The 25,283-nt window shown below is 48.5% G+C and carries 26 protein-coding genes; 5 read left to right on the forward strand and 21 right to left on the reverse strand.

The genetic code is table 11. From position 1 onward, the window contains the following. Positions 1-7 precede the first annotated feature (7 nt). From xseA to Q0620_RS05145, 21 genes are all read right to left on the reverse strand, one after another. Positions 8-1,174, reverse strand: a complete 1,167-nt coding sequence (gene xseA, locus Q0620_RS05045; RefSeq protein ID WP_298783494.1) for an exodeoxyribonuclease VII large subunit — start codon at positions 1,172-1,174, stop codon at positions 8-10. Further along, the gene (gene ubiE, locus Q0620_RS05050) at positions 1,167-1,895 is read right to left on the reverse strand and encodes a bifunctional demethylmenaquinone methyltransferase/2-methoxy-6-polyprenyl-1,4-benzoquinol methylase UbiE (protein ID WP_298783495.1); all 729 of its coding nucleotides are present in this window, start codon (positions 1,893-1,895) and stop codon (positions 1,167-1,169) included. Before ubiE ends, xseA begins: the two co-directional genes overlap by 8 nt. A 9-nt stretch (positions 1,896-1,904) precedes the next feature. Continuing rightward, positions 1,905-3,323, reverse strand: coding sequence for a CHAD domain-containing protein (locus Q0620_RS05055; RefSeq protein ID WP_298783496.1), 1,419 nt, complete (start codon positions 3,321-3,323; stop codon positions 1,905-1,907). Positions 3,324-3,371: 48 nt separating this feature from the next. Further along, positions 3,372-3,782 carry a Fur family transcriptional regulator gene (locus Q0620_RS05060; RefSeq protein WP_005869540.1) on the reverse strand — a complete coding sequence of 137 codons (411 nt, stop codon included), beginning with the start codon at positions 3,780-3,782 and terminating at the stop codon, positions 3,372-3,374. Positions 3,783-3,847: 65 nt separating this feature from the next. Continuing rightward, entirely contained in the window at positions 3,848-5,677 is a 1,830-nt protein-coding gene (gene dxs / locus Q0620_RS05065) for a 1-deoxy-D-xylulose-5-phosphate synthase (RefSeq protein WP_298783498.1), read from the reverse strand. After that, entirely contained in the window at positions 5,667-6,776 is a 1,110-nt protein-coding gene (gene hisC / locus Q0620_RS05070) for a histidinol-phosphate transaminase (protein WP_298783499.1), read from the reverse strand. Before hisC ends, dxs begins: the two co-directional genes overlap by 11 nt. After that, positions 6,776-7,852, reverse strand: coding sequence for a prephenate dehydratase (gene pheA / locus Q0620_RS05075; RefSeq protein WP_005869547.1), 1,077 nt, complete (start codon positions 7,850-7,852; stop codon positions 6,776-6,778). Before pheA ends, hisC begins: the two co-directional genes overlap by 1 nt. Then, positions 7,836-8,246: a hypothetical protein gene (locus tag Q0620_RS05080; protein ID WP_298783500.1), complete on the reverse strand. Its 411-nt coding sequence runs from the start codon at positions 8,244-8,246 to the stop codon at positions 7,836-7,838. Before Q0620_RS05080 ends, pheA begins: the two co-directional genes overlap by 17 nt. Beyond that, positions 8,243-9,556: a diaminopimelate decarboxylase gene (lysA, locus tag Q0620_RS05085; protein ID WP_298783501.1), complete on the reverse strand. Its 1,314-nt coding sequence runs from the start codon at positions 9,554-9,556 to the stop codon at positions 8,243-8,245. Before lysA ends, Q0620_RS05080 begins: the two co-directional genes overlap by 4 nt. A gap of 45 nt (positions 9,557-9,601) precedes the next feature. Beyond that, complete coding sequence (locus tag Q0620_RS05090; protein WP_298783502.1) at positions 9,602-10,648, reverse strand: LptF/LptG family permease; 1,047 nt, start codon at positions 10,646-10,648, stop codon at positions 9,602-9,604. Beyond that, positions 10,645-11,202: an aminoacyl-tRNA hydrolase gene (gene pth, locus Q0620_RS05095; RefSeq protein ID WP_298783503.1), complete on the reverse strand. Its 558-nt coding sequence runs from the start codon at positions 11,200-11,202 to the stop codon at positions 10,645-10,647. The genes Q0620_RS05090 and pth overlap by 4 nt, the downstream gene beginning before the upstream one ends. A gap of 8 nt (positions 11,203-11,210) precedes the next feature. Continuing rightward, a complete protein-coding gene (locus tag Q0620_RS05100; RefSeq protein ID WP_177388523.1) occupies positions 11,211-11,747 on the reverse strand; it encodes a 50S ribosomal protein L25/general stress protein Ctc in 537 nt (178 codons plus the stop codon). Positions 11,748-11,893: 146 nt separating this feature from the next. Then, positions 11,894-13,099 (reverse strand): PD-(D/E)XK nuclease family protein, encoded by a 1,206-nt coding sequence (locus Q0620_RS05105; protein ID WP_298783504.1) that lies wholly within the window; start codon positions 13,097-13,099, stop codon positions 11,894-11,896. A 1-nt stretch (position 13,100) separates the two neighbouring features. Continuing rightward, on the reverse strand, positions 13,101-13,682 hold the full coding sequence (locus Q0620_RS05110; protein ID WP_298021192.1) for a hypothetical protein: 582 nt from the start codon (positions 13,680-13,682) through the stop codon (positions 13,101-13,103). Positions 13,683-14,193: 511 nt separating this feature from the next. After that, on the reverse strand, positions 14,194-15,411 hold the full coding sequence (locus Q0620_RS05115) for a PilT/PilU family type 4a pilus ATPase (protein ID WP_005869553.1): 1,218 nt from the start codon (positions 15,409-15,411) through the stop codon (positions 14,194-14,196). Then, entirely contained in the window at positions 15,411-16,418 is a 1,008-nt protein-coding gene (locus Q0620_RS05120; RefSeq protein ID WP_298783505.1) for a transaldolase, read from the reverse strand. The genes Q0620_RS05115 and Q0620_RS05120 overlap by 1 nt, the downstream gene beginning before the upstream one ends. After that, the gene (gene serB, locus Q0620_RS05125; RefSeq protein WP_298783506.1) at positions 16,411-17,034 is read right to left on the reverse strand and encodes a phosphoserine phosphatase SerB; all 624 of its coding nucleotides are present in this window, start codon (positions 17,032-17,034) and stop codon (positions 16,411-16,413) included. Before serB ends, Q0620_RS05120 begins: the two co-directional genes overlap by 8 nt. A gap of 31 nt (positions 17,035-17,065) precedes the next feature. Beyond that, positions 17,066-17,800, reverse strand: a complete 735-nt coding sequence (locus Q0620_RS05130; protein WP_298783508.1) for a metallophosphoesterase — start codon at positions 17,798-17,800, stop codon at positions 17,066-17,068. A 42-nt stretch (positions 17,801-17,842) separates the two neighbouring features. Further along, complete coding sequence (argC, locus tag Q0620_RS05135) at positions 17,843-18,850, reverse strand: N-acetyl-gamma-glutamyl-phosphate reductase (protein WP_298783510.1); 1,008 nt, start codon at positions 18,848-18,850, stop codon at positions 17,843-17,845. Between the two features lies 1 nt (position 18,851). Beyond that, positions 18,852-19,343, reverse strand: coding sequence for a transcription elongation factor GreA (gene greA, locus Q0620_RS05140; RefSeq protein ID WP_298783512.1), 492 nt, complete (start codon positions 19,341-19,343; stop codon positions 18,852-18,854). A gap of 48 nt (positions 19,344-19,391) precedes the next feature. After that, complete coding sequence (locus Q0620_RS05145) at positions 19,392-20,561, reverse strand: DUF354 domain-containing protein (RefSeq protein ID WP_298783514.1); 1,170 nt, start codon at positions 20,559-20,561, stop codon at positions 19,392-19,394. A 68-nt stretch (positions 20,562-20,629) separates the two neighbouring features. On the opposite strand from Q0620_RS05145, the gene Q0620_RS05150 reads away from it, so the two are divergent. From Q0620_RS05150 to modD, 5 genes are all read left to right on the forward strand, one after another. Next, the gene (locus tag Q0620_RS05150) at positions 20,630-21,130 is read left to right on the forward strand and encodes a hypothetical protein (protein WP_298783517.1); all 501 of its coding nucleotides are present in this window, start codon (positions 20,630-20,632) and stop codon (positions 21,128-21,130) included. A gap of 413 nt (positions 21,131-21,543) precedes the next feature. After that, complete coding sequence (surE, locus tag Q0620_RS05155) at positions 21,544-22,323, forward strand: 5'/3'-nucleotidase SurE (RefSeq protein WP_298783519.1); 780 nt, start codon at positions 21,544-21,546, stop codon at positions 22,321-22,323. Continuing rightward, positions 22,316-22,981 carry a tRNA threonylcarbamoyladenosine dehydratase gene (locus tag Q0620_RS05160; RefSeq protein ID WP_298783522.1) on the forward strand — a complete coding sequence of 222 codons (666 nt, stop codon included), beginning with the start codon at positions 22,316-22,318 and terminating at the stop codon, positions 22,979-22,981. The genes surE and Q0620_RS05160 overlap by 8 nt, the downstream gene beginning before the upstream one ends. Positions 22,982-23,661: 680 nt before the next feature. After that, positions 23,662-24,159: a nitroreductase family protein gene (locus tag Q0620_RS05165; RefSeq protein WP_291938251.1), complete on the forward strand. Its 498-nt coding sequence runs from the start codon at positions 23,662-23,664 to the stop codon at positions 24,157-24,159. Positions 24,160-24,161: 2 nt separating this feature from the next. Further along, on the forward strand, positions 24,162-25,013 hold the full coding sequence (gene modD, locus Q0620_RS05170) for a ModD protein (protein ID WP_298783525.1): 852 nt from the start codon (positions 24,162-24,164) through the stop codon (positions 25,011-25,013). Positions 25,014-25,283: the final 270 nt, after the last annotated feature.

Here is a 25,283-nt window from a genome sequence, read left to right on the forward strand (position 1 = left end):
GCCTCCTTTAGATGATTTTTGCGTTTTTGCTGAGCTGCTGCGAGCAAAGGACGAATTCGTCGCCCGCGGCAAGCTCGCCTAGGGCCACCGTTTTGCCGCCCTTTTGGATTTGAACGAGGTCTTTGGTGATCTCAAAAAATTTCGCCTTTTGCGCCAAAAGCTCATCCTTTGCGCTTAGCGTATGCTCTGCGGCGCTTAGTTTGGAGTCCACGAAGCTTTTAAATTTAAGCTCGAAATTTAAAAGCCTCGCAAGCGAGCCTGAAATTTTTGGCTCGATCGATTTTGATTTAAGCTCCAGAGCCGCGAGGCTCAGCGCGTTTTGTGCGGATGAAATTTTATCTTTTATCAGCCTATCAAATGCGTCACTTACGCCGTCTAGGCTCTGAAAGATCGCGCAAATATCGGGCAGCAGATCGATCATCGCGGCGGTGGGCGTGAGGCTTCGGTGATCGGCTACGAAATCGCTGATGCTAAAATCGATCTCGTGCCCGACTGCCGAGATTACGGGCGTTTTGGCTGCGTAGATCGCGCGCGCCAAGGCCTCGTCGTTGAAGCACCACAGATCCTCGCGCGAGCCGCCGCCGCGAGCGATGACTATCGCATCGTAGCCCTTCTCGTCGGCTACGCGCAGAGCGTTTATGATCGAAGCAGGTGCGCCTTCACCTTGCACTAGCGCGTTATATAGATCGATCTTGCAAAGCGCGAAGCGGTTCTGCGCCGTGCGAAGCATATCCGCCTGCGCCGCAGAGCCCGCGCTCGTGATGATCGCGATGCTTCGGGCAAATTTCGGAAGCTGTTTTTTGTGCGCGGCATCGAAAAGCCCCTCTTTGCTAAGCCTCTCTTTTAGCGCGGCAAACGCCGCTTCCAGTTCGCCCTCGCCGCTTTTGCGTATATTTGATACCTGGATCTGATACGCGCCCGTGGGAGCGTATAGCGAAACTTTGCCGCTTACGATGAGCTTATCGCCGACGGCGGGGATAAAATTTATCCGCGCGGCGTTAAATTTAAACATCGCGCAATCGATCGCCGCGCTCGCGTCTTTGATCGTGAAATACCAGTGCCCGCTCGTGCTTTGAATTCTAAACTTAGAGATCTCGCCCTCGACCTCGACGAAGCTAAAGCTCGTCTCCAAAAGCGTCTTGGCTTGGGCGTTGAGCTCGCTTACGCTAAGCATCGTCGCTCTTCCGCGCGATTTTCTCCGCGATGAAAAGCGTGCTGACGTCGAAGCTGAAGCCCTTTTGCACGCGTAGTTCAAAGCCCGCGTTTTTGAGCTTTTTGCTAAAGCTCGCGGCGTCTAGGAAGCTACCGATGGAGTTTGGCAGATATTCGTAAGCTTCTTTGTTTTTCGAGATGAAAGCGCCGATTTTGGGTAAAATTTTACTTACATAAAAATCTCTGATTTTAAACGCGAGCCCGCCGCTTGCGGCTTTGGTAAATTCCAAAACCACGAGCGATCCGCCCGGTATGATGATCCGGTTAAACTCCGCAAGCGCCGCGTCCAGCTCCACGACGTTTCTTATGCCGTAGCTGATGCTTAAAATATCCACGCTCGCGTCATCCAGCGTCGTGGCGCCCGCGGTTGCTTTGATAAACTCGTAGCTAGGGAATTTTTGTCTTGCTACCTCGAGCATCCCCTCGCTAGGATCGATCCCCACGATCCGCTCGATCTGCACGCCGTGCTGCGCCGCGCCGTCGCGCCATGAGCTTATCATATCGCCCGTGCCGCACGCGACATCGGCGATACTCACGAGCTTTCCTTTAAGCTTTTCAAGCGTCAGTTCGACCGCTTTTTTGCGCCACGAAACGTCCACGCCGAAGCTGATAGCGCGGTTTGCCAGATCGTAGGTAGGCGCGATCTCATCGAACATCTTTATGATTTTTTCCTGTTTTTGCACGGGTTTTCCTTATTCGTATGCTTTGATTTTACGCAGCGATCTTTTCAGCGCGCGCAAAAGAGCCTCTTTTTCATTTAAAGTTTTTTCTTCCAGCTCGGCGCGGCGGTCGTTTAAACGGGCGTCCAGAGCCAGCAGATACGCAAACGCGACGCCGCTTTTATCGCTTGCTTTTTGATAGATCGCGATGAAATTTCGCCACACGCTGATATCTTGCAGCGCGCCGAAATCCTCGCAGGCAGCCTTGGTGTGTTTAAACAGCTCCCTGACACAGCCTTCATCAAAGCTTCTTGCAAAAATTTCAAGCGCGTATCGCAGCCTCTTTAGCCCTATGCGCGCGTCGTGAAATGCCTGCAGAGACGAGCCTTGCTTTAAATTTTTTAGCTCTGTGCGCAAGCTTTTAATCAGTTTGCAGAGGCGAGCGGAGGCGAACTTTTTTGAAATTTTTTCATATTCGCTGCGCGCGTAGATGCCGTCCGCGCCGCTTAAAAAGCCGCTAATAGCGCCGTTTAAATCTGCAAATTCCGCGCTAGAAAGAAATTCTAAAATTTTATCCTCCGAGCGCTTTGCGATAAGATTTAGCTGCTGCAAAAAGCCTGCAGGCGCGTCGTCGGCCCTTAAAAACTCCGCAAAAACGTGGAGGTCTCGCAGCTGATTGGTGCGGCTCATAAATCCTGCGAGGAGTTTTAAAATTTCATCCTTTTTTTCCGCTTCGAAAAGCGGCGCGGATAGCTTCAAAACGGCTCTAAATTTGCGGATTTGCACGCGCAGCTCGTGAAGCGCTTCGGGGGCCAGGCTTTTTTGATACTCGCTTTTTGCGCCGCACGCCCTCGTCCACGCTAGCTCAAGCGCCAAACGCGCGAGCTTAACGCTGTCCGCATAGGGCGGCGCGAAAAATTTAACTCGGCTAAATTTTTTAAAAACGTTGCGAGCGTGTGCGAAATCAAGCGAGCGCGGCGGGATGCCGTAGCGCGCCAGATAGCGGCTTTTGTAGCGATAATCGTCGGTGATCTCGCAAAAATCGCTGCTACCGAAGGTTTTTGCAAAATCAAAATTTGCGCTTGCCGCCTCGCTTTGAAATTTCGTTCGTAAAATCACGAGCGTGCTTAGCTCGCCGCCGTAAAGCTCTAGCCAAAACTCCGCTTCGTCGCTGGCAAAGCCGTAGCGGTTTTTTTGCACGACGCGGGCGATTCTGCTTTTTAAAGCCTCTTTGAAATCATCTTTTGAAATTTTAAAATTTAGAGTTTGTCTGTCAAGATCCTCTTTTTTGTGGTGCAAAGAGCATTCGTCGTTTTGGCGGATGTAGTAAATTTCGGGGTAGAACGAAGTATAAAACCAAGCGATCTTTACCTTGCGACATTTCAGCCCCGCACGCTCTAGCGTCCGCAGAATCGAATCGTCGCTCAATAAAAATTTACGCTTAGTTTGCATACCCGCTCCAAAAATAAAGTGGGTAATAATAGCAGAAAATTCTTTAAACTATCTACACTTTTCGCAGTCTTCGACCGTAGCCGTGATATTTAGCTTGCGGATGAAATTGCCCGCTTTGCGCTCGATGTTTTTCAAAACGTCCTTATTAAAGGCATCGTCCATGAAAAGATCCGTGACGTTGCCGCATTTTTCGCACACGACGTGGATGTGCGGCATCTGATAGATGTCGTAGCGGCTCTTTTTGTTCGGTGCATTGACCTCGACTACGACGCCTTCGTCGAGCAGGGTGTTTAAATTTTTATAAACCGTCGCTAGCGAAATGGATGGATAGTCCTCTTTGATCCCCTCGTATAGGTCATCTATACTTGGATGTTCGTGGCGATCCAGCACCTTTAAGATGCACAATCTTTGAGGAGTTGCTTTCAAACCGCAAGTTTTGAGTAGTTCTACGTGGCTCATTTTTGTCCTTCAAAAAATTTTAAAGTGATATTATCAAATTTTACTTTAAACAAAGTTGATATTAACTAATACTTTTTATCACTTAATATTCGCTCGGTTAGAGTTTGGATATCCAAGCCCAAGCTACGCTCCACGTCGGCAGTCTTGCCGTGCGGTAAAAAGATATCGGCAAATTCGAAGCTCACGATCTTTACGTCCGAAATTTCATTTTCCTGCAAAAATGCGCTTAAAATTTCACCGACGCCGCCTTTTTTGGCGTTATCGCTAAAGACGTACCAAATTTTATCTTTGCGAGCCAAGCTTCGCAAAAACTCGGCGTCTAAAGGCTTTGCAAAGACTAGATCTACGACATCCGCCTCTATCTGCCCCTCTAGCGCCTCAGCCGTTTTATACGCTCTGCCCGCGCCGTTTCCGTAGCCGATGAGAGCGATGCGGGCGTCCGCGCACTCTTGTAAAAATACCGACTTGCCAAATTTTACGGCAGGCGTAGCGATGGAGCTCTCTAAAATAAAGCTTCCGCGCGGATAGCGGATCGCCAAAACCCCCTCGTGTGCGTAAGAATACTCGATGATCCGCTTAAAGCTCGCCTCGTCCCGCGGCGCGCACATGCTGACGTTCGGGATCGCATTTAAGAAGCTCACGTCAAAGACCCCCTCGTGCGTCTCGCCGTCCTCGCCCACGATGCCCGCGCGATCCATCGCAAGGACTAAGCTTAGATTCATAATCGCCGCGTCGTGGACGATCTGATCGAACGCGCGCTGCATGAAGGTCGAATATATCGTAACGTACGGCTTAAAACCCTCGCGCGCCATCGCAGCCATCGAGCTTAGCGCATGCGGCTCGGCGATCGCTACGTCCCAGAAGCGGTGGGGAAATTTCTCGATCAGCTTATCCATTCCGGTGCCGCTTGGCATCGCGGCAGTCACGCCCACGACATTTTCATGCTTGGCGGCTAAGCTTAAAAGCGCCTCGGCGTAAATTTGCGTGGCGCTTTTGGCGGCGGATTTTTTCTTAAATTCTCCGCTTTGAATGTCGAAAGGCCCTACGCCGTGCCAGCTCTCCAAATAGCCCTCCGCCTTGTCGTAGCCTTTGCCTTTGATCGTCTGAGCGTGCACGACGACGGGTTTGCGCGCGCTTTTTGCCGTCTTTAGCGCCGATATTAGATCCTCTAGATTATGCCCGTCCACGGGACCGATGTAATCAAGCCCAAGCTCCTCAAAATACATCCCAGGGATAATGAGCTTTAAGGAATTTTCAAAGCGCTTTGCCATGTATGTAGCACTTTGCGGGGCGTGCGAGAGCAGCTCTCTTACGTGGGATTTAAATTTTTGATATGTCTCGCCCGCCATCGCTTGGCTTAGGTATTTGCTAAAGGCGCCGATCGGCTTGCTGATACTCATTTTGTTGTCGTTTAGGATGATGATGCAGGGCAGGCGCAGATCGCCGAGCTCATTCATCGCCTCATAAGTCATGCCGCCGCTCATCGAGCCGTCGCCGATGAGTACGACCGGCACGCGATCTTCGCGCTTTAGACTTATCGCTTTTGCCGCGCCCACGGCTAAAGAGATCGATGTCGAGGCGTGTCCTGCGACGAAGTAATCAAATTTACTCTCGCTAGGCTTCGTATAGCCGCTGATACCGCCGAACTGCCTAAGCGAGCCGAACTCCTCCCAGCGATCCGTTAGAAGCTTGTGCGCGTAGCTTTGGTGGCTTACGTCGAAGATAAACGGATCGCTCGCGGCATCGAATACGTAGTGCATCGCCACGATGAGCTCAACGGCGCCCATATTTGAGCTTAGATGGCCGCCGTTTTTGCTCACGACTTCGATTATGCGCGCTCTGATCTGCGTGCAAAGCTCCCGTAGCTCCTCTAGGCTTTTATTTTTAATATCCACTCAAAATCTCTCCCAGAGCGCTCAAGACGCGATCGTTTTGCTCAGGCGTACCGATCGTGATGCGCACGGCGTTTAGCCCGTAGCTTTTTAAATTTCGAATTATGATGCCGCGGCGCAGAAGTTTCTCGCAAAGCTCGCTGCTATCTAGCGGCGGGCTAAGTTTAAACGTGATGAAATTTGCGTAGCTAGGGATAAATTCTAAATTTCGCTCGCGCGCAAAATCTTCAAAGCGGCTCATCTGCGCGGCGTTGTTTTGCAGGCTCTTTTGCACGAAAGCTTCGTCTTTTAGCGCCGCAATCGCCGCTGCGAGGCTAAGCGTCGTGATATTAAAGGGCGGTCGTAGCTTATAAAGCGCGCTTATGATCGCGCGCGGCGCGATGCCGTAGCCTACGCGCATGCCGCCCAGGCCGTAAACCTTCGAGAAGGTACCCAGATAGAGCACGTTTTTAAAATTTTGAATTAAAAATTTCGGATCGAGCTTTTTGCGTTCATCTTTAAACGCTGCAAACTCGTTGTACGCGGCATCGATCACCACAAGCGTATCCTCATCCACGCTGCCGGCGAACCTATACACCGCCTCCGCATCCAGGCACTCGCCAAGCGGGTTGTTCGGCACGCACAAAAAAATGACCGAAATTTCATCCCTATGCGCGTTATAAATTTTTAAAAGCTCGGCTAGATCGTGCTCCTGCGCGCTAGTTTTGTAAACTTTAGCCTCGCAGTGGCTTGCGTAGATGCCGTACATCGCGAAAGTGACGCCCGCTTGCAGTATCGCGCGGCGCGAATTGAGCTTGGCGTGCAGCGCAAACTCGATGATCTGATCGCTGCCCGCGCCGATGATGATATTTTGCGGCTCTATGCTGAATTTAGAGGCGAGCGCGTCCTTTAGCTCATACATCGAATCATCGGGGTAAAGATGTGCGCGTGCCGCGTTTTGTGCGATCGCCTCCTGCACCGCCTTGCTCGTGCCGAAGGGATTTTCGTTGCTGGCAAGCTTTAATACGTCCTGCTTGCGGATACCAAACTCCCGCACCACAAGCTCGATCGGCTTGCCCGCTTCGTAATTGCTTAGATTTTCTACAAATTCGTTAAATTTCATCACTCCCCTCCGTTTATGTAACTTCCCAGCCAGGTGATTTCGTGGCCGTTTTTCTGCGCGTTTTGCAGCACGCGCGCCACGCGCTCGTCGTCGATATGCCCTTCAAAATCAACATAAAAGACGCATTTAAAATCCCTAAGCTTGACCGGACGGCTTTCTAATTTGGTTAAATTTATCCCCTCGTTGCGAAACATCTGCAAGAAGTCCACGAGCCCGCCAGGGCGGTCGTCAGTTTTGGCTAGAATGCTCGTTTTGTTGCGGTCGCTCTTTTGGTTTTTAAAGTCGCTCAGCACGAAAAAGCGCGTGCGGTTGGCGGAGTTGTCCTCGATCTTTTGAAACATCATCGGCACGCCGTAAAGATCGGCGGCGATCTTGGAGCAGATCGCGGCGGAATGCGGCGTGGCAGCCGCCATCTGCGCCGCAAGCGCGGTCGATTTGGTCGCGGTAAATTTAACGCCGCTAAGGCCGTGATCATCTAAAAATTTAAGGCACTGATTGTATCCTTGCGGATGAGAGAATATCTGATCCACCGTGCTTACGTCGTCGCAGTGGCTCGCAAAGCAGTGGTGGATATCCATATAAATTTCGGCGACGATCTTTACGCCCTCGTATTTTCGCAAGCAATCAAGCGTCGCTCCCACCGCGCCTTCGGTGTTGTTTTCGATCGGCACGACGCCGTATTTGGCCTCGCCGCTATCAAGCTCCTTAAAGACTGCCTCGATGTTTGAGAGCGGTAGATAGGAGCTTACCGCGCCGAAGCGGCTCTTGGCGGCTTGGTGCGAATAGGTGCCGAAAGGCCCCAAAAACGCGACGATCTGCGGCTTTTCTAAATTTCGCGAAACCGAGAAAATTTCAAAAAATATCGCCTCGATCGCCTCTTTGCTTAAATTTCGTGCCTTCCCGCCGTCCAGCCTGCTGATGATCGAGCGCTCGCGCTCTGGGCGGTAGATCGCGCTGCCCGCGGTCTGCTTCAGCTCGCCGATCTTTTTGACAAACCCCATGCGCTCGTCGATAAGGCGCAAAATTTCATCATCCAGCCTATCGATACAAACGCGCAGATCATCGATATTTTGCATCACAACCCTCCTTTTGCTCGCCCCTAAATTTCGGCGCGAATTTTAGAAATTTCACGCTGCCTCTTTTGTCGCACGCTTTGAAATTTTGACCTCGCGAACTTAAAATTTCATCGCTTAGTACAGCTACGCTGCAACTTCCGCGCACTAAGAAGACGCGATAAAATTCGTCGCAGCGGGATCTGAAATTTAAAGAGGCGCGGTTAAAATTTAAAGCTGGGCTTCGTTCTGGCGTAAAATTTAGAGGCGCATTTTGTTCGGATTTGAAATTTAAAGCGGCGGCGCGTTCAGGCTTAGAATTTAAAGCAGCGGTGCGTTTAAATTTTAAAACCGCTGCACGCTCGGGTTTGAAATTTAAGATCGCGCCCCGTTTTGGACGGCTCGCCGCGCGGCTCATACGAAATCCTTTTCGAGCGCGATTAGATCATCAAAGCTCTCGCGCTTTCTAATCAGGCGGTCCTGCCCGTCGTAAACCGCGACCTCGGCGGCGCGACAGCGGGTGTTGTAGTTGCTCGACATCGAAAAGCCGTAGGCGCCGGCGCTTTTGATCGCGAGCAGATCGCCGCTTTGTAGGCTAGGCAGGCTAACGCCTTTGGCCAAAAAATCGCCGCTTTCGCATATCGGGCCCACGACGTCGCAGAGGCTAGCTTCGCTTAAATTTACGCCGCCCAAATTTTTTTGATCCGTACACGAGCCGCTTGTTTGATCCGAGCCCCTGCCGCCTAAATTTACTTCGCTCGCACCCGGTTCGTCTAAATTTATACCCTCCGAAGCCCTAACGATCTCGATGGCGTGGTGCGCGCCGTAGAGGCTCGGGCGTATGAGATCATTCATCGCGCCGTCAACGATGACGAAGCGCTTGCCGCAGTTTTGTTTTTCGTAAAGCACGCGAGTAAGGAGGACGCCCGAAGCTCCTGCTATGAAGCGCCCCGGCTCGCACACGATCGTGACGTCTAGCCCGCTTAGGCTGCGCAAAATCCCCTGCGCGTAGTCGTAGAGCACGATCTGTTTTTCATCCTCGTAGCGGATGCCGATGCCGCCGCCTACGTCGAAAAATTTTATATCGATCTCAAGGGCTCGCAGCTCTCGCAGCAGATCGCTTACGATCTTTGCCGCGTCGCAGATCGGAGAGATGTCCGTAAGCTGGCTGCCGATGTGAAAGTGGATGCCGACGGGGTTTAAAAATTTGCTCTTTTTGGCGTAGATATACATCTTGCGCGCGGTCTCGATACTGACGCCGAATTTGTTCTCATTTAGCCCCGTGGAGATGTAGGGGTGGGTCTTAGCATCAACGTTCGGATTTACGCGGATGCTGATGCGAGCGGGCTTATTTAGCTTTTGCGCGATTTGCTCGAGGCGCAGCATCTCGGCTTCGCTTTCTAAATTTATCAGCAAGATGTCCGACTCCAGCGCAAACTCGAGCTCGCTGTCTTGCTTGCCGACGCCTGAAAATATGATCTTATAGCTCTTTGCGCCGATATACAGAGCGCGGCGCAGCTCGCCGATGCTGACGCAATCAAAGCCGCTGCCCAGATCCGATAGAAATTTTAAAATACTTAAATTCGAGCTTGCCTTAATCGCGAAGCAAACGAGCGACTTGCGCGCTGCAAAGGCCTCTTTGAGCGCTATGAAATTCTTTTGTATCTCGTTAAAATCGTAAACGTATAAAGGGGTGCCGTATTTGCGGGCTAAGCTTGAATAATCCATAGAATTTCCACCGATAAATTTTGCGCCATTCTAACAAATCAAGGCTTAACGATGCTTAAAAACTAAAAATGCTGCAAAGCCTAATAACGCTGTTATGGGCACGATAATGCCAAGTTCTGGGATGATGACGCCGTTGAGAGAAAACCTAATTAACACGAAAAGCACGCCCCAAGCGCATAGCGTAGCGATAAAAAATCCAAAGCTTAGTAGCGCAAGATTAAAAAATCGCCCCGTAACGGGCAGGTAATAATACAGCACTAACACCGCCAAGGGCGCGAACAACGGAAAAAATATCATATTATAAAGGCTTGCTTTTATAGTGGAGATATTCACGCCTTGATGCGAAAAGGTGCGGATCGAACGCAAAGCATCCCTGATCGAATATACATTACTCGTATCATAAACACTCGCAATTGAGCTTGGATCAAAGCCCTTAAGCGCCTCGCTCTGCACGTTAAACTCACTTCTTAATCCACTTCCTCCAAGCTTAAGCTGCGCTGGTAAAGTAGTGGTATTTATATCGCGCAGATGCCAAATTTTGCCTGCGTATTCGCCAGAGCTTGCGTGCGAGCGTGAAGCAACGGAGTTATCCCCTATATTAAAGATCGTTATATCATTTGCGTTTTTGCCGTTTAGAGCTTTGATGTAGATATATTTACCCTCAAATTTCAAAAACATATCTCCCCCCGTAGGCGATAAATCGGTTAAATTCTTTTGAAATTTTAGCGCGTATGCAAACGGGGTGGAATTTAAAGCTATAAAGCCCGCAGTAATCGCAAGTGCGATCAAAAATGGAGGGATTATCAGAGCGTTTTTGCTAACCCCAAGCGCATAAAAGCTCACCAGCTCGTTGCTACGGATCATATTAAAGCCCATCAAAATAAGCGCAAAAATAAGACTTAGCGGCAGCGTGTAGCTAAGCGCGACCGCTGCAGTTAGAGCAATATACAAAAGAGCGGTATTCGCGCTTGAAGGAAAATCTTTGAGATTGGTAAGCACATCGATGCCTACATAAAAGCACTCAAGGGCTATTAGCAGGATAAAAAAATACTTCAGATAAGAAAGAGCCGCGTATTTTACGTATAACTTCACACCCTAGCCTTTTTAATCGTAAATTTTTGCGCGACCTGCTCTATATCCGAGCAAATGAGCTCCTCTACTGCGCGCGCGACGTAGGGTAAAATTTCGCCTAGCTTTTCGCGCTCGCTTTCATTAAAATTTCCGAGCACGAAATTTGCCGCATCCTGGTCCTGCCGTTTTTTGCCCACGCCGATACGCACGCGCTCGTAATCCGCACCGATTAGCGCATCGATCGATTTGATGCCGTTGTGCCCACCGCTACTGCCGCCTTTTTTAAATTTAACGGCGCCTAGATCCAAATCTATATCGTCGTGCACCACAATGATGCGCTCGGGCTTGTAAAAATCATTCACCGCCTTTACGGAGTTGCCGCTTAAGTTCATAAAAGTTTGGGGCTTTAGAAGAAGCAGCGAGCCCTTTTTAAAAAGCTCGCCTTGGAATTTAGACGCGCCGAGCTCGCTAAAGCCGCCCGTCTTTAAAATTTCGTCGATTAGCATAAAACCGACGTTGTGTCTGGTATCTGCGTATTTCTGAGCAGGATTCCCAAGTCCTGCGATCAGTATCATAGGCGCCCCTATTTAGCCGAAGTAACTCCGACTACCGCTACTGAGCCGTCTAGAATGATGCTGACGCCCTCTTTTACCGGAATGTCTCGGATCAAAAGCGAATCGCCTACATCAAGATCACTCACATCGAGCGTAAAATCGTTTGGTAGATCTTTGCCGGCGCATTTTACGGCGATACGGCGCTTGGATTGCACCAAAATACCTTTGTTTTTTAGTCCTTTAGCGACGCCAGTTACCTTAACCGGCACTAAATATTTGCTTACGACGTCATCCTGAACTACTCGCAAATCTACGTGAGTTAGGGTATTTGTGACAGGGTGCTTTTGGTATTCTTGCACTATAACGCGATATGTCTTACCGCCCACGCTAACCTCGAAAGGAAGATCTTCTTTTGCGCGCATAGCCTTGATAAAGTCGTTTACTTTAAACGCTGCGTTAATATTTTCAAATCCTTTCGCATAAATATTAGCGATTAGATAACCATCTCGTTTTAGGGATTTTGAAGCCCTTTTACCGATACTATCTCTAACGATACCTTCTAACATTAGGTTTCCTTTGTGAAAAAATGAAGCGTGATAATAGCTAAATGTTGCTTTAAATCTATTTAAGAAATATGGGACTTTATGCAGATCGATCAATAGTGGAATTTATTTATGCATGTTAGGATGTCTTTTGTGCACTGCAATATAAATTACGACGATAAGCCTCTATGCCGCAAAATTATCATAATCAGCCGCTCTCCCATAATTTCATAAAAATCCTTTTTGTATTCGCTCGCATGCTTTCGCAGCGCGTCTTTGAATTCGTCGTAGAATTTGAAGCTGCATTCGTGAGTTTCAAAAAATTTTAAAAGCACGCTGTATCTTATGACCGAATAGCGCCCATACTCATCAAATTTTGCCAACTCTATATCCGCATAGCTATAATCAGGTAGAAGCAAAAAACACTTTGCTCTGCCGCCTGAATCCTGCTTATCGGCAATCTTTGAGTATTTATCTAGCTGAGAGCGTATTACGCCGCTTTGCAAATCGTGTCTTATCCCGTTGATACCGGATTTGATCTTATTTTCGATGACGATTGCGTGATTTTGATCTTTGATAAAAATGTCGATATTTTTGTATTCTCTTAAAATTTGTGCATCCGCACTTACGTTTAGCCGTAAAATTTCACTTGCAAATTTAAAAAATAGTTCCGTATCGTTTCGCAGATAATAGACTATCCAATTTGAAAAGCTTAACTCATCGTCCATCTTGCCGATTATCTCTAGGATGTTTTGCTCTTTAGCTTTAAAATTTAAAATTTCATCTCGTTTGATCCGCTTCGCAGTGTCGCCGCTCTGCCAAAGCTCGGGCGCGAAAATTTTATCCAGCGCGCTTTCGCCCTGGACATATTGCTTTAAAGATTGCGAGGAAAATTTAAATGGCACTAAAAAATGCGTTTCGTCTATCAGCTTCTCATCATCAACGATGTAAAATTTAAATCTTGGTTTTTTAAAATTCGACGTCTCAAATGTTATATACGCCGCATTGGGGCTATCGTTTTCGCTTTCAAATAGCTCGTTTAGAAGCACACCGCCGTAAGCGATATTTTGTGCTTCAATCATTTCAGATTGTCTTTTAAGCTCCTCTTTAGCGCCACGCTTTCTGCCGCTAGCAAAAAGTTCATCGCTCAAAAGCAGTTTTAACTCGCTAGCGCAAGCTAAAATTTCAAAACAATGTTTCGAGATGGCACGCACTAAAAGGACTTTGTGTGCGTCCTTCGCATCCTCGTTTATCGTGCCGTAAGGATTTACGTAGATGTAGTGCCTGCCGTTGTCTGCCTTAAAAAGATTGATGATTTCGTGCCCCAAGCTCTCGTTCAAATAGCCGCCCGAAAACATTCGATTTATAATTATCATCTCAGAATAAATTCCTATCTATATTTTTGGCGCTAAATTTAAGCACGCATTCTCGTATGGCGCTACGTACCTCGTCGCGCTTTTGCTTGTCATAAAAGTATAGTCCCGTCGAGCCGAAGCTTCCAAAGACGTAGAGATAATATCTTGTTTGGATATCATTAATGCGCCGCCCCAATCTAGCTGTTTTGGCATTTTTGGAGCTCATCCTAAAAAATTTAATCACCGCTAGGAAAATTTTAAAAATATTTGCGCTTTTTACCTCTTTTTTCTCTAAGCGCATATCCTCGATTTGATCTGCCGTGACGGTTCTGCTGCGCATTAAATTCCAATACGGCGCACAGAGCAAAACAGCTACAATGCTATTTTCAACGTCGCTTCTAGGGAAGGTGATTTTACCTGTTTGCATATCGATCAGGTATCTTTTGTTTTTGTTGTAGATCAAAATGCTTTGAAACGGCAAAAGCACTAAAATCACGGCACCCACGCCTAATGGTAACAGCAAAATTCCAATGAGCAAAGTCCATTTAAAATTTTTAAAAACGATTTCTAGTGCAGTATGGACGTCGATTATCTCATATTTCATAAAATTCTCTTGCGATGAAATTCTAAAATTTTATCCATTTGGTTGTTTGCACGATTTAAAATTTATTAAAGCGCCGAGAGTTTCAGCTCGCAGCGCTTTAAATTTTAATCTTACGCCGGCTTACGACGCGAGATCGCTACTTTTTGCGGCGTTTTTTATCGCCCGCTCTTTGCTTAGGGGTTCTGCAAGATCCCGTCCTAGTTCTGTTGTCGTGGTTTCTTGGTCCATGACTTGCCATCTCTTACTCCTTTTAGAAAAAATATGCGTAATTATACCCCCCCCCCTGAAATTTGGTTGAAATTTTATTTATTAAAGATTAAATGAATAGGAATTTTATAAGATTAATCGGACGTGAAATTTTAATCGAAATTATAGATATTTTAAAACGAAATTTAAGGTAGTATCTGCCCGCATAGCAGCGGGCAAACGAATTAAATTCCGCCCGCCTAGCGGCAGGCAGAATTCTTTAAAATTTTAAATTGCAAGAATTTAGAATTTTAAAATTTACGACTTAGCGGATCTCTTTTAGCTGTACGACTTCGCCGGCGAGCATCTCCTCGGCGCTCTCTCCGGATTCTGCCGCCAAATCCCTTTTTTTGGCAAGATCGACGTTTTTGATCTGTAGATCAAGATCGTTTCGCTTAGAGGCCTTATCTAGCGCCTCCTCGCGGGTAATGACGCCGTCTCTGTAAAGATCGAGCAGGTGCTGATCGAAGGTCTGCATGCCGTAGGTGTTGCGACCGTCGGCGATCGCGTCCGGAATTTCATCGTCACGCGCATCAAGTATCATATCCTTAATACGGGTGTTTTTGCGTAGAATTTCAACGACGGCTACGCGCTTGCCCTCGATAGTACGAGCAAGGCGCTGAGAGATGACCGCCTCTAGGACGGACGCTAGCGTCATTCGGATACGCTCCTGCTCAGCCTGCTCAAACATCGCGATGATTCGGTTTACCGTCTCTTTTGCGTCAATAGTGTGCACCGTCGAAAACACTAAGTGGCCCGTTTCTGCGGCGTGAAGTGCGGTCTCGATCGTCTCCAAATCGCGCATCTCGCCCACGAATATAACGTCGGGATCCTCTCGCAGCGCGGCGCGAAGCGAATCGGCGAAGTTATTGCAGTCCTCACCGATAGCGCGCTGATTGATGATGCATTTATCGTCTTTAAATACGAATTCCACGGGGTCTTCGATCGTAACGACGTGGCTAGTTCTTTGTCTATTTATGCGATTGATCATGCTTGCGATCGTTGTCGTCTTTCCGCTTCCCGTAGGTCCCGTAAGTAGCACGACGCCGCGCATAGCTGTGTCACAAATATCTTTGATCGAAGGCGGCAGACCTAGATCATCGATCTCTGGAATTTTAACCGGAATCGTTCGGAAAACCGCGCTGATACCGTCGATCTGAAAGAAAATATTAACGCGGAAGCGGTAATCTTCGTTTAGCTTATAAGTAAAATCCACGCTCTTTTTCTCGATAAGCTCAGGAAAGCGCGTGATGAGAAGCTCCTTAGCTAGCGTCATCGCGTCTTCTTTCAAAAATGGCGTTTTGCTAAATTTTACTAGCTCGCCGTGGATACGACCTCTGATAACCGCGCCCGATTTTATGTGAAGGTCGCTACCGCCATTTTGGATCAGAAATTCCAGATATTTATTTAGCCTATCTCGCTGCTTAAAATCCAGCGTAGAAGCGTCAACTTGATACTGCGAATAATCTATAGAACCCGCCATCATTTCTCCTTTTTAAGTGTTTTTATTATCTCTTTAAATGCCTCTTCAAAGGCTACTAGCCCGTCATCGAGTAGCTTTTTATACGCCTTTTTCATATCGATCTTCGCATCCGCTACGCGCTCGAAAAATTCCTCTATCTGCGCGTCGCTAGGCGGCATTTTGGGCTTTTGATCGCCGCTTATAAAAGCCTCTATCGTCTCAAGCGGCGCGGTATTTACGCAGCCCGGATACATCAGCTCGCTTACGTAGTAATCCCTCGGCAGATCGTCTCCCTTTACGCCCGTGCTCGCAAACAGCGGCTTTACGTAGTTTAAATTTTCTTTAGCGATGATATTGTAGCACTTTGCGGCGTTCATTATGCCGATTTTACCGGTAGGAAGACCCGCCGCGGCCATTTTTTCATCTAGCAACCTATCGAAGCGGCTAACGAAGATGCTAATTACTGTTTTTGGTAAATTTGCCTTCGGGAAGTAGCGGCGAAAGCCCGCGATACCCTCTTTTATCGCTTCGATGCATTTTGCGGTCTGCTCGGGTGAAAAAACCAAAGTCGCATTTACGCTGATCCCCTTTTTCAGCAGATCGCGCATCGCTTCGTAGCCCGCCTTGGTCGCAGGGATTTTGATCATTACGTTTGGCATGCCGATCGTGCCGTATAGGTGTTTGCCCTCGCGATACATCGCCTCGGCGTCGTCTGCGAAATACGGATCGACCTCGATACTCACAAAGCCGTCATCGCCGTTAATAAAATTTTTAAGCAGGCTCTCCGCCGCGCTTCTGATGTCCGCGGTGGCTAAAATTTCATACAGCTTTTTAGGCTCTTTTTTTCTAAATTCCTCTTTAGCCGTATCGTATGCGGGGGAGCTTAGGATTGCGTTTTTAAAGATCGCAGGATTGGAAGTTGCGCCGTTAATTATCCCTTTTTTGATCAGCTCGTCGAAATCTTTATCGATAAAATCGCGCTCCAAAAAGTCGCACCAAAGGCTGAAATTTAGGGCTTTATCATACATATTTCATAATCTCCTTCAAATCCTTTTTTTCAATGCAGACGCTCGCGTGCTCTTTTAAAATTTCATTCGCGCAAAAGGCGATTTTAAGTCCCGTCTCGCGAAACATCGAAACGTCGTTCGCGCCGTCTCCCACGCACATTACCTCGCTCGTCTCTAGACCCATCAGCGATTTAAGCTGCGCAAGCAGCGCGCCTTTTGAGTATCCAAACATCATCTCGCCGCCGAAAAGTCCGGTTAAAATTCCGTTTTTTTCATGCAGATAGTTCGCAAAGCTCGCGTCAAAGCCCAGTTTTTTCTGCGCGGCGTCCGTGGCTAGATGAAATCCGCCGCTAAAGACGATCACCTTTATGCCTTTATTTTTCAGATACGCGATGATCTCGCTAGCGCCGCAAACAAAAGGCAGACTTTCTGCGATAGCTTTAGCATCGCTAAGCTTCATCCCCTTTATCAGCGCCACTCGCTCGCTAAGGCTCTCGAAAAAATCAAGCTCGCCCGCCATCGCGCGCTTCGTAATTTCGCTGACTTGTCGCTGCGTGCCCATTTTAGCGGCGAAAAAACCTATTGTCTCGCCGTCCATCAGCGTAGAATCAAAGTCGAAAACACAAAGCTTTATCATAAATATCCTCGCAAAAATTTAGGAATTATAGCTAATTTAAGTTTAAGTTTTTTGGAATTAGCATAAATTTTTCGCTTTTTGCGACCTCGTAAATTTTGCTCCTAACCCCGAACGAGCATAAATTTATATATTTTTTTTCGCCAAAATATAAAATTTCATCTTGATGATAGTGCCCCTCGATGATTAAATTTGCCGCGTAAAAATCGATCTTCGGCGCGATTATATCCTTAAAATTTGGCATTTTTTTGTATAGATTTTTCCCCTCTTGCGATTTTAAGATCATCTTTGAAATTTTAAATTTTAAAGCGCGATCGAGCAGGTCCATAAATTTCAGAAAAGCTCTGTTTCGTAGCGAAAGCAGCGCAAACTGCGTTAGACGCGGCAAAAACAGATCGCCGTGCGCGATCTGCACCGCTTCGCCGCTCTCGCAGATAAATTTCACGGGCTGCGCGGCGTTTGGATAAACTTTTGCGCGGGGGAAAATTTCGCGCAGGTTAAAATCGTGGTTGCCCTCGAAGTAAAAAATTTCGCATTTTTGCGACAGCTCGTTTATTAGCGCGATCTCCTCTTCGTAGAAGCGCTGTACGTAGGTCGTGTTTGCCAAAAAATCAAACATGTCGCCCATCATAAAAATTTGAGGCGGCGGCGCGGGCTCAGCCTTCAGCGCGCGCAGAAATTTCAAAAATTGCGGTCTGCTCGCGCCCGCGTGCGCATCGCCGATAAAGATCGCGCCGGGTTTTATCGCCTGAATTTGATCATTTTGCATCTAGGCTCCCGCGCATGAGCGCTTTTGCAAAAAGCTCATCGCTTAAATTCCGTGTGCGATACGCGGCAACGCCGTAGCTTCGGCGAATCCGCACATTAAATTTGCGTTTGCGACCGCCTGCGACGATGCTCCGCGCAAAAGATTATCGATTGCCGAGTTGATCCAAATTTTATCGCCCGCAGTTTTTACAAAAATATCGCAAAAGTGCGTCCCTGCGACGTTTTTTATACTCACGGGCTCGCTTCGGACGCGCACGAAAGGCTCGTTTGCGTAAAATTCCCGTAGCACCGCCTCTGCATCCACGCTCTTTTGCAGTACGCCAAACGCGCTAACCAGCATTCCGCGCGTAATCGGCAGCAAATTCGGCACGAAAATCGTACTAAATTCGCCGCCTTTTAAAATTTGCAGCTGCTCTTTGATCTCGTCTGCGTGGCGATGCGAGATCGGCGAGTAGGCATTTGCGTTTTCGTTCGCGCTTACGAAATGGCTGCTTGCTTTAAGAGTCTTGCCTGCGCCGCTTACTCCGCTTTTTGCGTCAATAAATACGCCGAGGGCGGGATCTAGTAGCCGCACAAACGGCGCGAGCGCCAAAATAGAGCAGGTGGGATAGCAGCCCGGATTTGCCGTAAGCCGCGCCGCGCGGATCTTCTCGCGATTTAGCTCGGGCAGTCCGTAAACGGCGTGAGATAAATTTTGCGGGTCTAAATGCGTGGTGTAATTCTTCTCGTAAAGCTCGCGGCTTAGGCGGTAATCAGCCGATAGATCGACTACCTTGACGTTTTTAAATTTTAAAATTTCGCGGGCAAATTCCATCGCTTTTTCATGCGGCAACGCTAAAAAAATAAGATCGCATCTTTGCGCCGCAACTCGAGCATCCGCGGCTTCTACGTGCATCTCAAACACGTCGCGAAGCTGAGGGAAAATTTCACTTATCTCGCCCTGCGCCGAAGCGCCCAAATACGAAATTTCAAAGCCCGGGTGGGAAAGTAGAGCCTTAATCAGCTCAAGCCCCGTATAGCCGCTAACGCCAATGATCCCCGCTTTTTTCATCTTATTTTCCAAATTTGATCGGCCTGTATTCGACGCTTAGAATTTCTACTTCGCGGGTGCCGGATGGGAGCTGAAGCACCACCTCATCGCCCTCGGCTTTGCCTAAAAGCTGGCGCGCAAGCGGCGTATTAATATTGATGAGCTTGCGCGAGATGTCCGCCTCGCTAAGTCCCACGATGACGTAGGTCTCCTCTCGCTCGGTCTCCACGTCCATAAAGGTAACGGTGGAGCCGAATTTTACGCGGTCGTGCTCGTAAGTGGAAGGGTCGATGATTTTACTGCGAGAGACGATGTCGCTAAGCTCGGCGATACGCGAGAGCAGAAACGCCTGCTCTTCGCGCGCCGCGTGGTACTCGGCGTTTTCTTTCAGATCGCCGTGTCCGCGCGCGATGTCGATCTGCTGCACGATGTGGGGCAGCTTCACGCTCTGAAGCTCTTTGAGTTCGGAGGTGATCTTTTCATATCCGTAAAGCGTCATTGGTTCTGTCGTCATAATCTTCCTTTCTTTTTATCAAATTATATAAGCTTTAGCCTTAAAATTTTAGCTCGCAGGCTGCGTTAAAATTTTTGCCACGTTTTCGCTGGAACCGAATTTCAGATAATCTCGCAGCTTTTCGCTCGCAAGTTTAAATTTAGCGGCGTCGCAGCGCTCGTATGCGGCGAGTAGGTTTTGCGCGCTTACTTCGCCTTGCAAAAGCTCCTCGTGCAGCGGCTCCTCGCCCAAAAAATCAAAAATAATATTCGCAAGCCCCACGTGCTTTAGCTTTACGAGCTTTCGCGCGAGCCAAACGTCAAACGCGCGAGCCTTGTAGCACAGCACGAACGGAGTGCCGATGAGTGCCGCCTCAAGCGTCGCCGTACCCGAGCAGATAAAGGTAAAATCGCAATCCTTAAGCGTGGCGGGAGTATCGTTTGCGATGCTAAAGCCGTCCAGAGGCCCGTAAATTTCATCCCTTTGATCCATCAGATGCGGCGGGATTATCAAGACTCGCTCGCTATTTTCAAATTTAGGCGCAAGGGCTCTAAAAATCGGCATCAGTCTTGAAATTTCAGCCCTGCGCGAGCCCGGCATAAAGGCGATCTTGCCCTGTTTTTCGTAGCTTGTTTTTTGAAATTTTATCTCGTCAAGCAGCGGATGTCCCACGAAAGAGTACTTTGCGGTTTTGGCGCTTTGACCGCTTGGGCGCGCGGTATCTTTATCTTTTGTTTCTTGTAGTGCAGCGTCTTTGCTTTCCGCTTCTTGCGGCACAGCGCCTTTATCTCCCTCGCAATCCGCGCCGAAAAATTTTGCCTCAAAAGGCCAGATTGAGAGCAGATTATCGCAAAACGCCTTCAGCTTCTCCGCTCTGTGCGGCTTCCACGCCCAAACCTGCGGCAGGATATAATATGAAATTTCCGCGCGCGTGCCGCTATTTTTGATCGCGCGGGCAAGCGGTAGATTAAACGCGGGCGAGTCGATCAAAAGCACGCGATCGCACTCCGCCGCAAGCCGCGTCATCTGCGCTATAGCGCGCTTTGCTTTTAAAATCAGCGGCAGAATTTCTATAAAGCCCATCGCCGAAAATTCGCTGCTTTTGTATATCGGCGAGCCAAGCTTTTCATCGAAAATTCCGCAAATCTCGCAAGCGGGATCGAGCCTTTTAAGATGCGCTAGAACCTCTTTGAAATGCAGGTTCGCAGAGGGCTCTAGGCAAGAGATTAAATATTTCAAATTTAGCCTTTTAAATTTTTGTTAATTATAGCAAAATGTGCTAAAATTAAGCCGACAAAGGATTTAAGATGAGAAATTTTAAAATTTTAGCGCTATGTGGCGCGTTCGTGATATTGCTAGGCGGTTGCGGCGCGGCTAAATATCAAAAGCGTCAAGTCACCGAGGATCCCGCAGTAACTGCACGCTTTGAGGCGCTTAGTAAGCTAGGCTCGCCCGCACTCGTCGCTAAAGCCGCAGCTAGCGAGATCGCAGCAGACGTAGGCGGCGCCAAGCCCCACGTTAAGGTCGCGCAGTTTGCCTTCCTCGAAGAAATTAGCGCACAAGGAAGCGATCTGATCTATGCCTACTCGCTAAGCCCTGGCTGGGCGAGCTTAAAAAGCTCCGATCGGCAAAAATATCTCAAATTGCTAGCCAAAGATATTACCGAAAATGACTGCAACGCACCTAGTACGCGAGCTTTATTGCGAAGCGGAGTGCGCGAAGTGCACCGATTTTTCTACGATTATCCAAGCTCGCATCTACTTGATTCGCAAGTAAGTGAGGAGATATGCCGTAAAGCGGAGTTGTAGAATATCTCGCATAATTTTATGCCGCGGATTTACATCGGCGCGAAAGCGAAATTTTATGGTGTAAAATCTGTGATAATTTAAAAGGCGAAATTTTGTGGCGAGTTGCGGAGTGCGGTCGCAAAATTTAATTTAAGAAATTTCGAAAGTGAAATTTAGGAGATGAAATTACGTGGCAGGCTATAAAATTTGTAGCGAAAAAAGATAAAATTTCGTAGCAAAAAGACGGAATTTTTCTATGAATTTTGTAATCTAAGTTCGTGATGGAATTTTTGCGAAAAAATTTGGCACGATGAAATTTTACGCCGCGCAAGCTAAGTAGCAATTTTGCATAGTAAAGAATTGAGCGTTAGAATTTTTGCAGATAGAATTCCGCCCCGATAGGTCTGTCGTGAAATTTTAGCTAAAGAGAGAATATGAAAGAAATTTTAATCACCAATGACGACGGATTCGAAGCGCGCGGTCTTTTAGAGCTCGCAAGCGCGCTAAGATCGGTCGCAAACGTCACCATCGTAGCGCCGAGCTCGGAAAAATCGGCATGCTCACACTCGCTCACGCTCACGCGCCCGCTTAGATTTGTAAAGCTCGATGACGGATTTTTTAAACTCGACGACGCTACGCCCGCAGACTGCGTGTATTTGGCGCTCCGCGCGCTGTATAACCATAAGCCCGATCTCGTGGTAAGCGGCATAAATCACGGCGCCAACGTCGCGGAGGACGTGACCTATTCGGGCACTTGCGGAGGCGCGATGGAGGGGGTTTTGCAAGGCATTCCCGCGCTTGCGGTGAGCCAGTTTTACGTCGCGGACTCGCTGCAGCGGTACGGATTTGATCTTGCATGCGAGCTCGCGGTTGATCTAGTGGAAAAAATCTTTAAAAACGGCTTTCCGCTGCCGCCGAAGCAGTTTTTAAATTTAAATGTTCCTGCCGTCTCAAAGCAAGATTTTAAGGGGCTAACGGTCGCGCCCTGCGGCGAGAAGCTCTACGACACCGACGCGCAGCTAAATCGCAATCCGCGCGGAATGGAGTATTATTGGCTCGGCAAATCTACGCTCAGTTTTGATGCGAGCAAAAACGAAAACAGCGACATTTCGGTGCTTTTTGAGGGGCGAGCGACGCTAAGCCCGATCAAGCTAAATTTGACCGCGCACGAGCAGATGAGCGCGCTAGAAAGGTGGATGAAAAACGATGAGTGAGGTCGTAGTAGACCGCTTTTCGCGCTCGCGCCTACTTTTCGGCGAGGATTTTGCAAGGCTTCAAAGCGCTAAAATTTTAATCTGCGGCGGCGGCGGCGTGGGCGGAGCGGCGATAGAGGCGCTGTACCGCAGCGGCGCGGTAAGCTTAAGCGTAATCGATTGCGATCGCTTCGAGATCACCAACCAAAACCGCCAGCTTGGAAGCGAGCACGTAGGCGAGCTAAAATGCGAGGTTTTCGCGCGCAAATTTAAAGGCGTGACGCCGATCGCCGCCAGGATCGATGAGGAATTTTTATCGGAATTTGATCTGGCAAAATTTGATTTCGTAATCGACGCTATCGATGACGTGGGCGCTAAGATCGCTCTTGCGCTGCGCTGCAGTGAGGCTGGCGTAGGGTTTGTAAGCTCGATGGGCGGCGCAAAGAGGCTCGATCCCGCTAAAATCGAAATCCGCTCAATCTGGCGGACGCAAGGCGATCCGCTCGCGCGCAAGATCAGATATGAGCTGCGAAAGCGCGGCTTTGCGGGCGATTTTGACGTCGTCTGCTCGAGCGAGCCGCCGCGCGTCAAATCGATGGGCAGCTTCATGGGCGTGACCGCGAGCTTCGGGCTTTTCATCGCAAGCTACGTCGTGCGCAGGCTGATAAGCAAGCGATAAATTTAAATGCTTAAAATTTTATAGCGTTTCGGCGTGCGGCTCCGGCTAATCGGGCTTTGAGGTTAAATTTTAGATATTTTGAGCTTTTGATCTGAGCGCGCTTTGTATGCGGTACGGCGCGGCAAGTGCTTTGCGGACGCGTGCGGTTAAAATACAAAGCGGCGAAAGAGGAATTTTACCGGATGACGAAGATAAAATTTGCTCGGCACGAAGGTGAAATTTCATTGCTGCGAAGGATAAAATTTTATCCGCAAAGACCAGCACAGGCTCGGCGCGAGATGAAATTTAAGGACCACGCAAGCTACGCACGTAGGTCAATGTATACGGCGCGCAGTTTTAACAAGCGCATATAGCAAGCCTAGGATTAAAAATCTAAATAGGCGGATCGCAAGCTTGCTCGTGAGCGAAATTTAAGCAAGCCAAGTTTACGCAAATGTTCTTTGCGGCGAATTTTCATAGCAGCGCGATTTGAAATTTTATCGCGACTTTGCGCTTTTTGATGCAAGAAAAGGCGCGCTCAGGCAAGCAAAACCAAATTAGCGCGCATCGGTCGCCGCGTAGCGACTAAGCGTAAAGTGTAAGCAGGGCTCAAGCAAACGCAGCGGCAAGCTTACTTCTAAATTCCATTTTTTACCGCTCGCAAAAAGCGGAATTTAGAAATTTAATTTAAAGGAGCAGCGATGAATGAAATTTTTACACGCACGAGCGTGCGGAATTTTACCGAAAAAATGCCGAGCGACGATCAGATCGAGCTTGTGCTAAAAGCCGCGATGCAAGCCCCTAGTGCGGGCAACCAGCGCTCATGGGAATTTTACGTAGTACGCGACCGCACCACGCTTACGCTACTTAGCAGCGTCGGCACCTACGGCGGCTGCACGAAAGATGCGCCGCTTGCGATCGTGGTCTGCACGCGCAAAAGCGGCTTAAAATTCCAGCCCTACGCTCGCTACGACTGCGCTTGTGCGGCAGAAAATCTTTGGCTGGCGGCGCACCATTTGGGGCTTGGCACCACGTGGCTGGGCGTAGCGCCCGATATTTACGCGATGGAGCGCGTAAGAGAAATTTTGGATCTGCCTGGGCATTTAGAGGCGTTTTGCATTATGCCTTTGGGCTTTCCGTCTCGCGTCACAAAGGCGCATTCACGTTTTGAGCCCGCTAAAATTCACTTCGTAGGCTAGATATGTTTATTTCACAGAGTAAAATCGACGATCTAATCGCTAGCGACGGCGCGTTTTTGGACCTTACGACCGAGCTTTTACAGGACTTCGTGGATTTAAACGCGCCCGCGCGGCTTTCGATCGTAACGAGGCAGGATCTGATCTTTAGCGGCGGAGGAATAGCGCGCGAAGTAGCGGCGCGCTTTGGTTGCGAGACGCAGCATCTAGCGCGCGAGGGAAGCGCATTTAGCGCAGGGGATGAAATTTTTAGCGCGCGAGGGAGCTTCGAGAGCCTCCATAAGGCTTGGAAGATCGTTCAGATCGTGTTTGAGTACTCCTGCAAAATTTCTACTTACGCACACGAGATGGTTGCGCTGATGCGAGAGGCGAATCCGCGCTGCGTGCTGGGTGCGACGCGCAAGAGCCTTCCTTTTGCGAAGGAGCTTTGCGTAAATGCGCTGATTGCGGGCGGCGGGAGCATGCACCGCCTGGGGCTGCACGACAGCATCTTGTTTTTTTCAAACCATATCCGCGCGTTTGCGAGTTTTAGCGAGTTTTGCGCGCAGATCGCTAAATTTAAAGAGCGCGCGCCCGAGCGAAAGATAATGATCGAAGTAGCGAGCGAGCGCGAATTTAGCGAGCTCTTAAGATACGAGCCGGATGCGATAATGTGCGATAAGATGAGCCCTGGCGAGCTTAGAGCCTGCGTTTTGAGGCGAGATGAAACGGCGCCGCAGATTAAAATTTGCGCTGCGGGCGGCATAAATAAAAATAACTGCGCCGAGTTTGCGGCTACCGGCGCGGACGTGCTCGTAAGCTCGGCGGTTTGGAATCAGGGCGCGTGCGATCTGGGCGGAAAGATAGAGCTTATCTAAATATTAAATTTTAAATTTTAAGACGGAAAAGTCTAAAAAAGGACATAAAAACGCAATTTATTAATAAATAAGAGTATATTTTGTAGAATTCCTAAAATTTCAAAAAAAGGATTTTCATGAAAAAATAGTTTCAGGTATTTTCACCATTTGTGAATCCAGAAATTTTCAGTTGCGGAAACAAATACGAAATGAAAGCAAATGAAAATATTATGAAACAATAAAAATTTCATCAAAAGTGAAAAAAGTTTGTGCAAAACTAAAAAATATCAA

The sequence above is a fragment of the uncultured Campylobacter sp. genome, assembly GCF_938017615.1.
Taxonomy (GTDB): domain Bacteria; phylum Campylobacterota; class Campylobacteria; order Campylobacterales; family Campylobacteraceae; genus Campylobacter_B.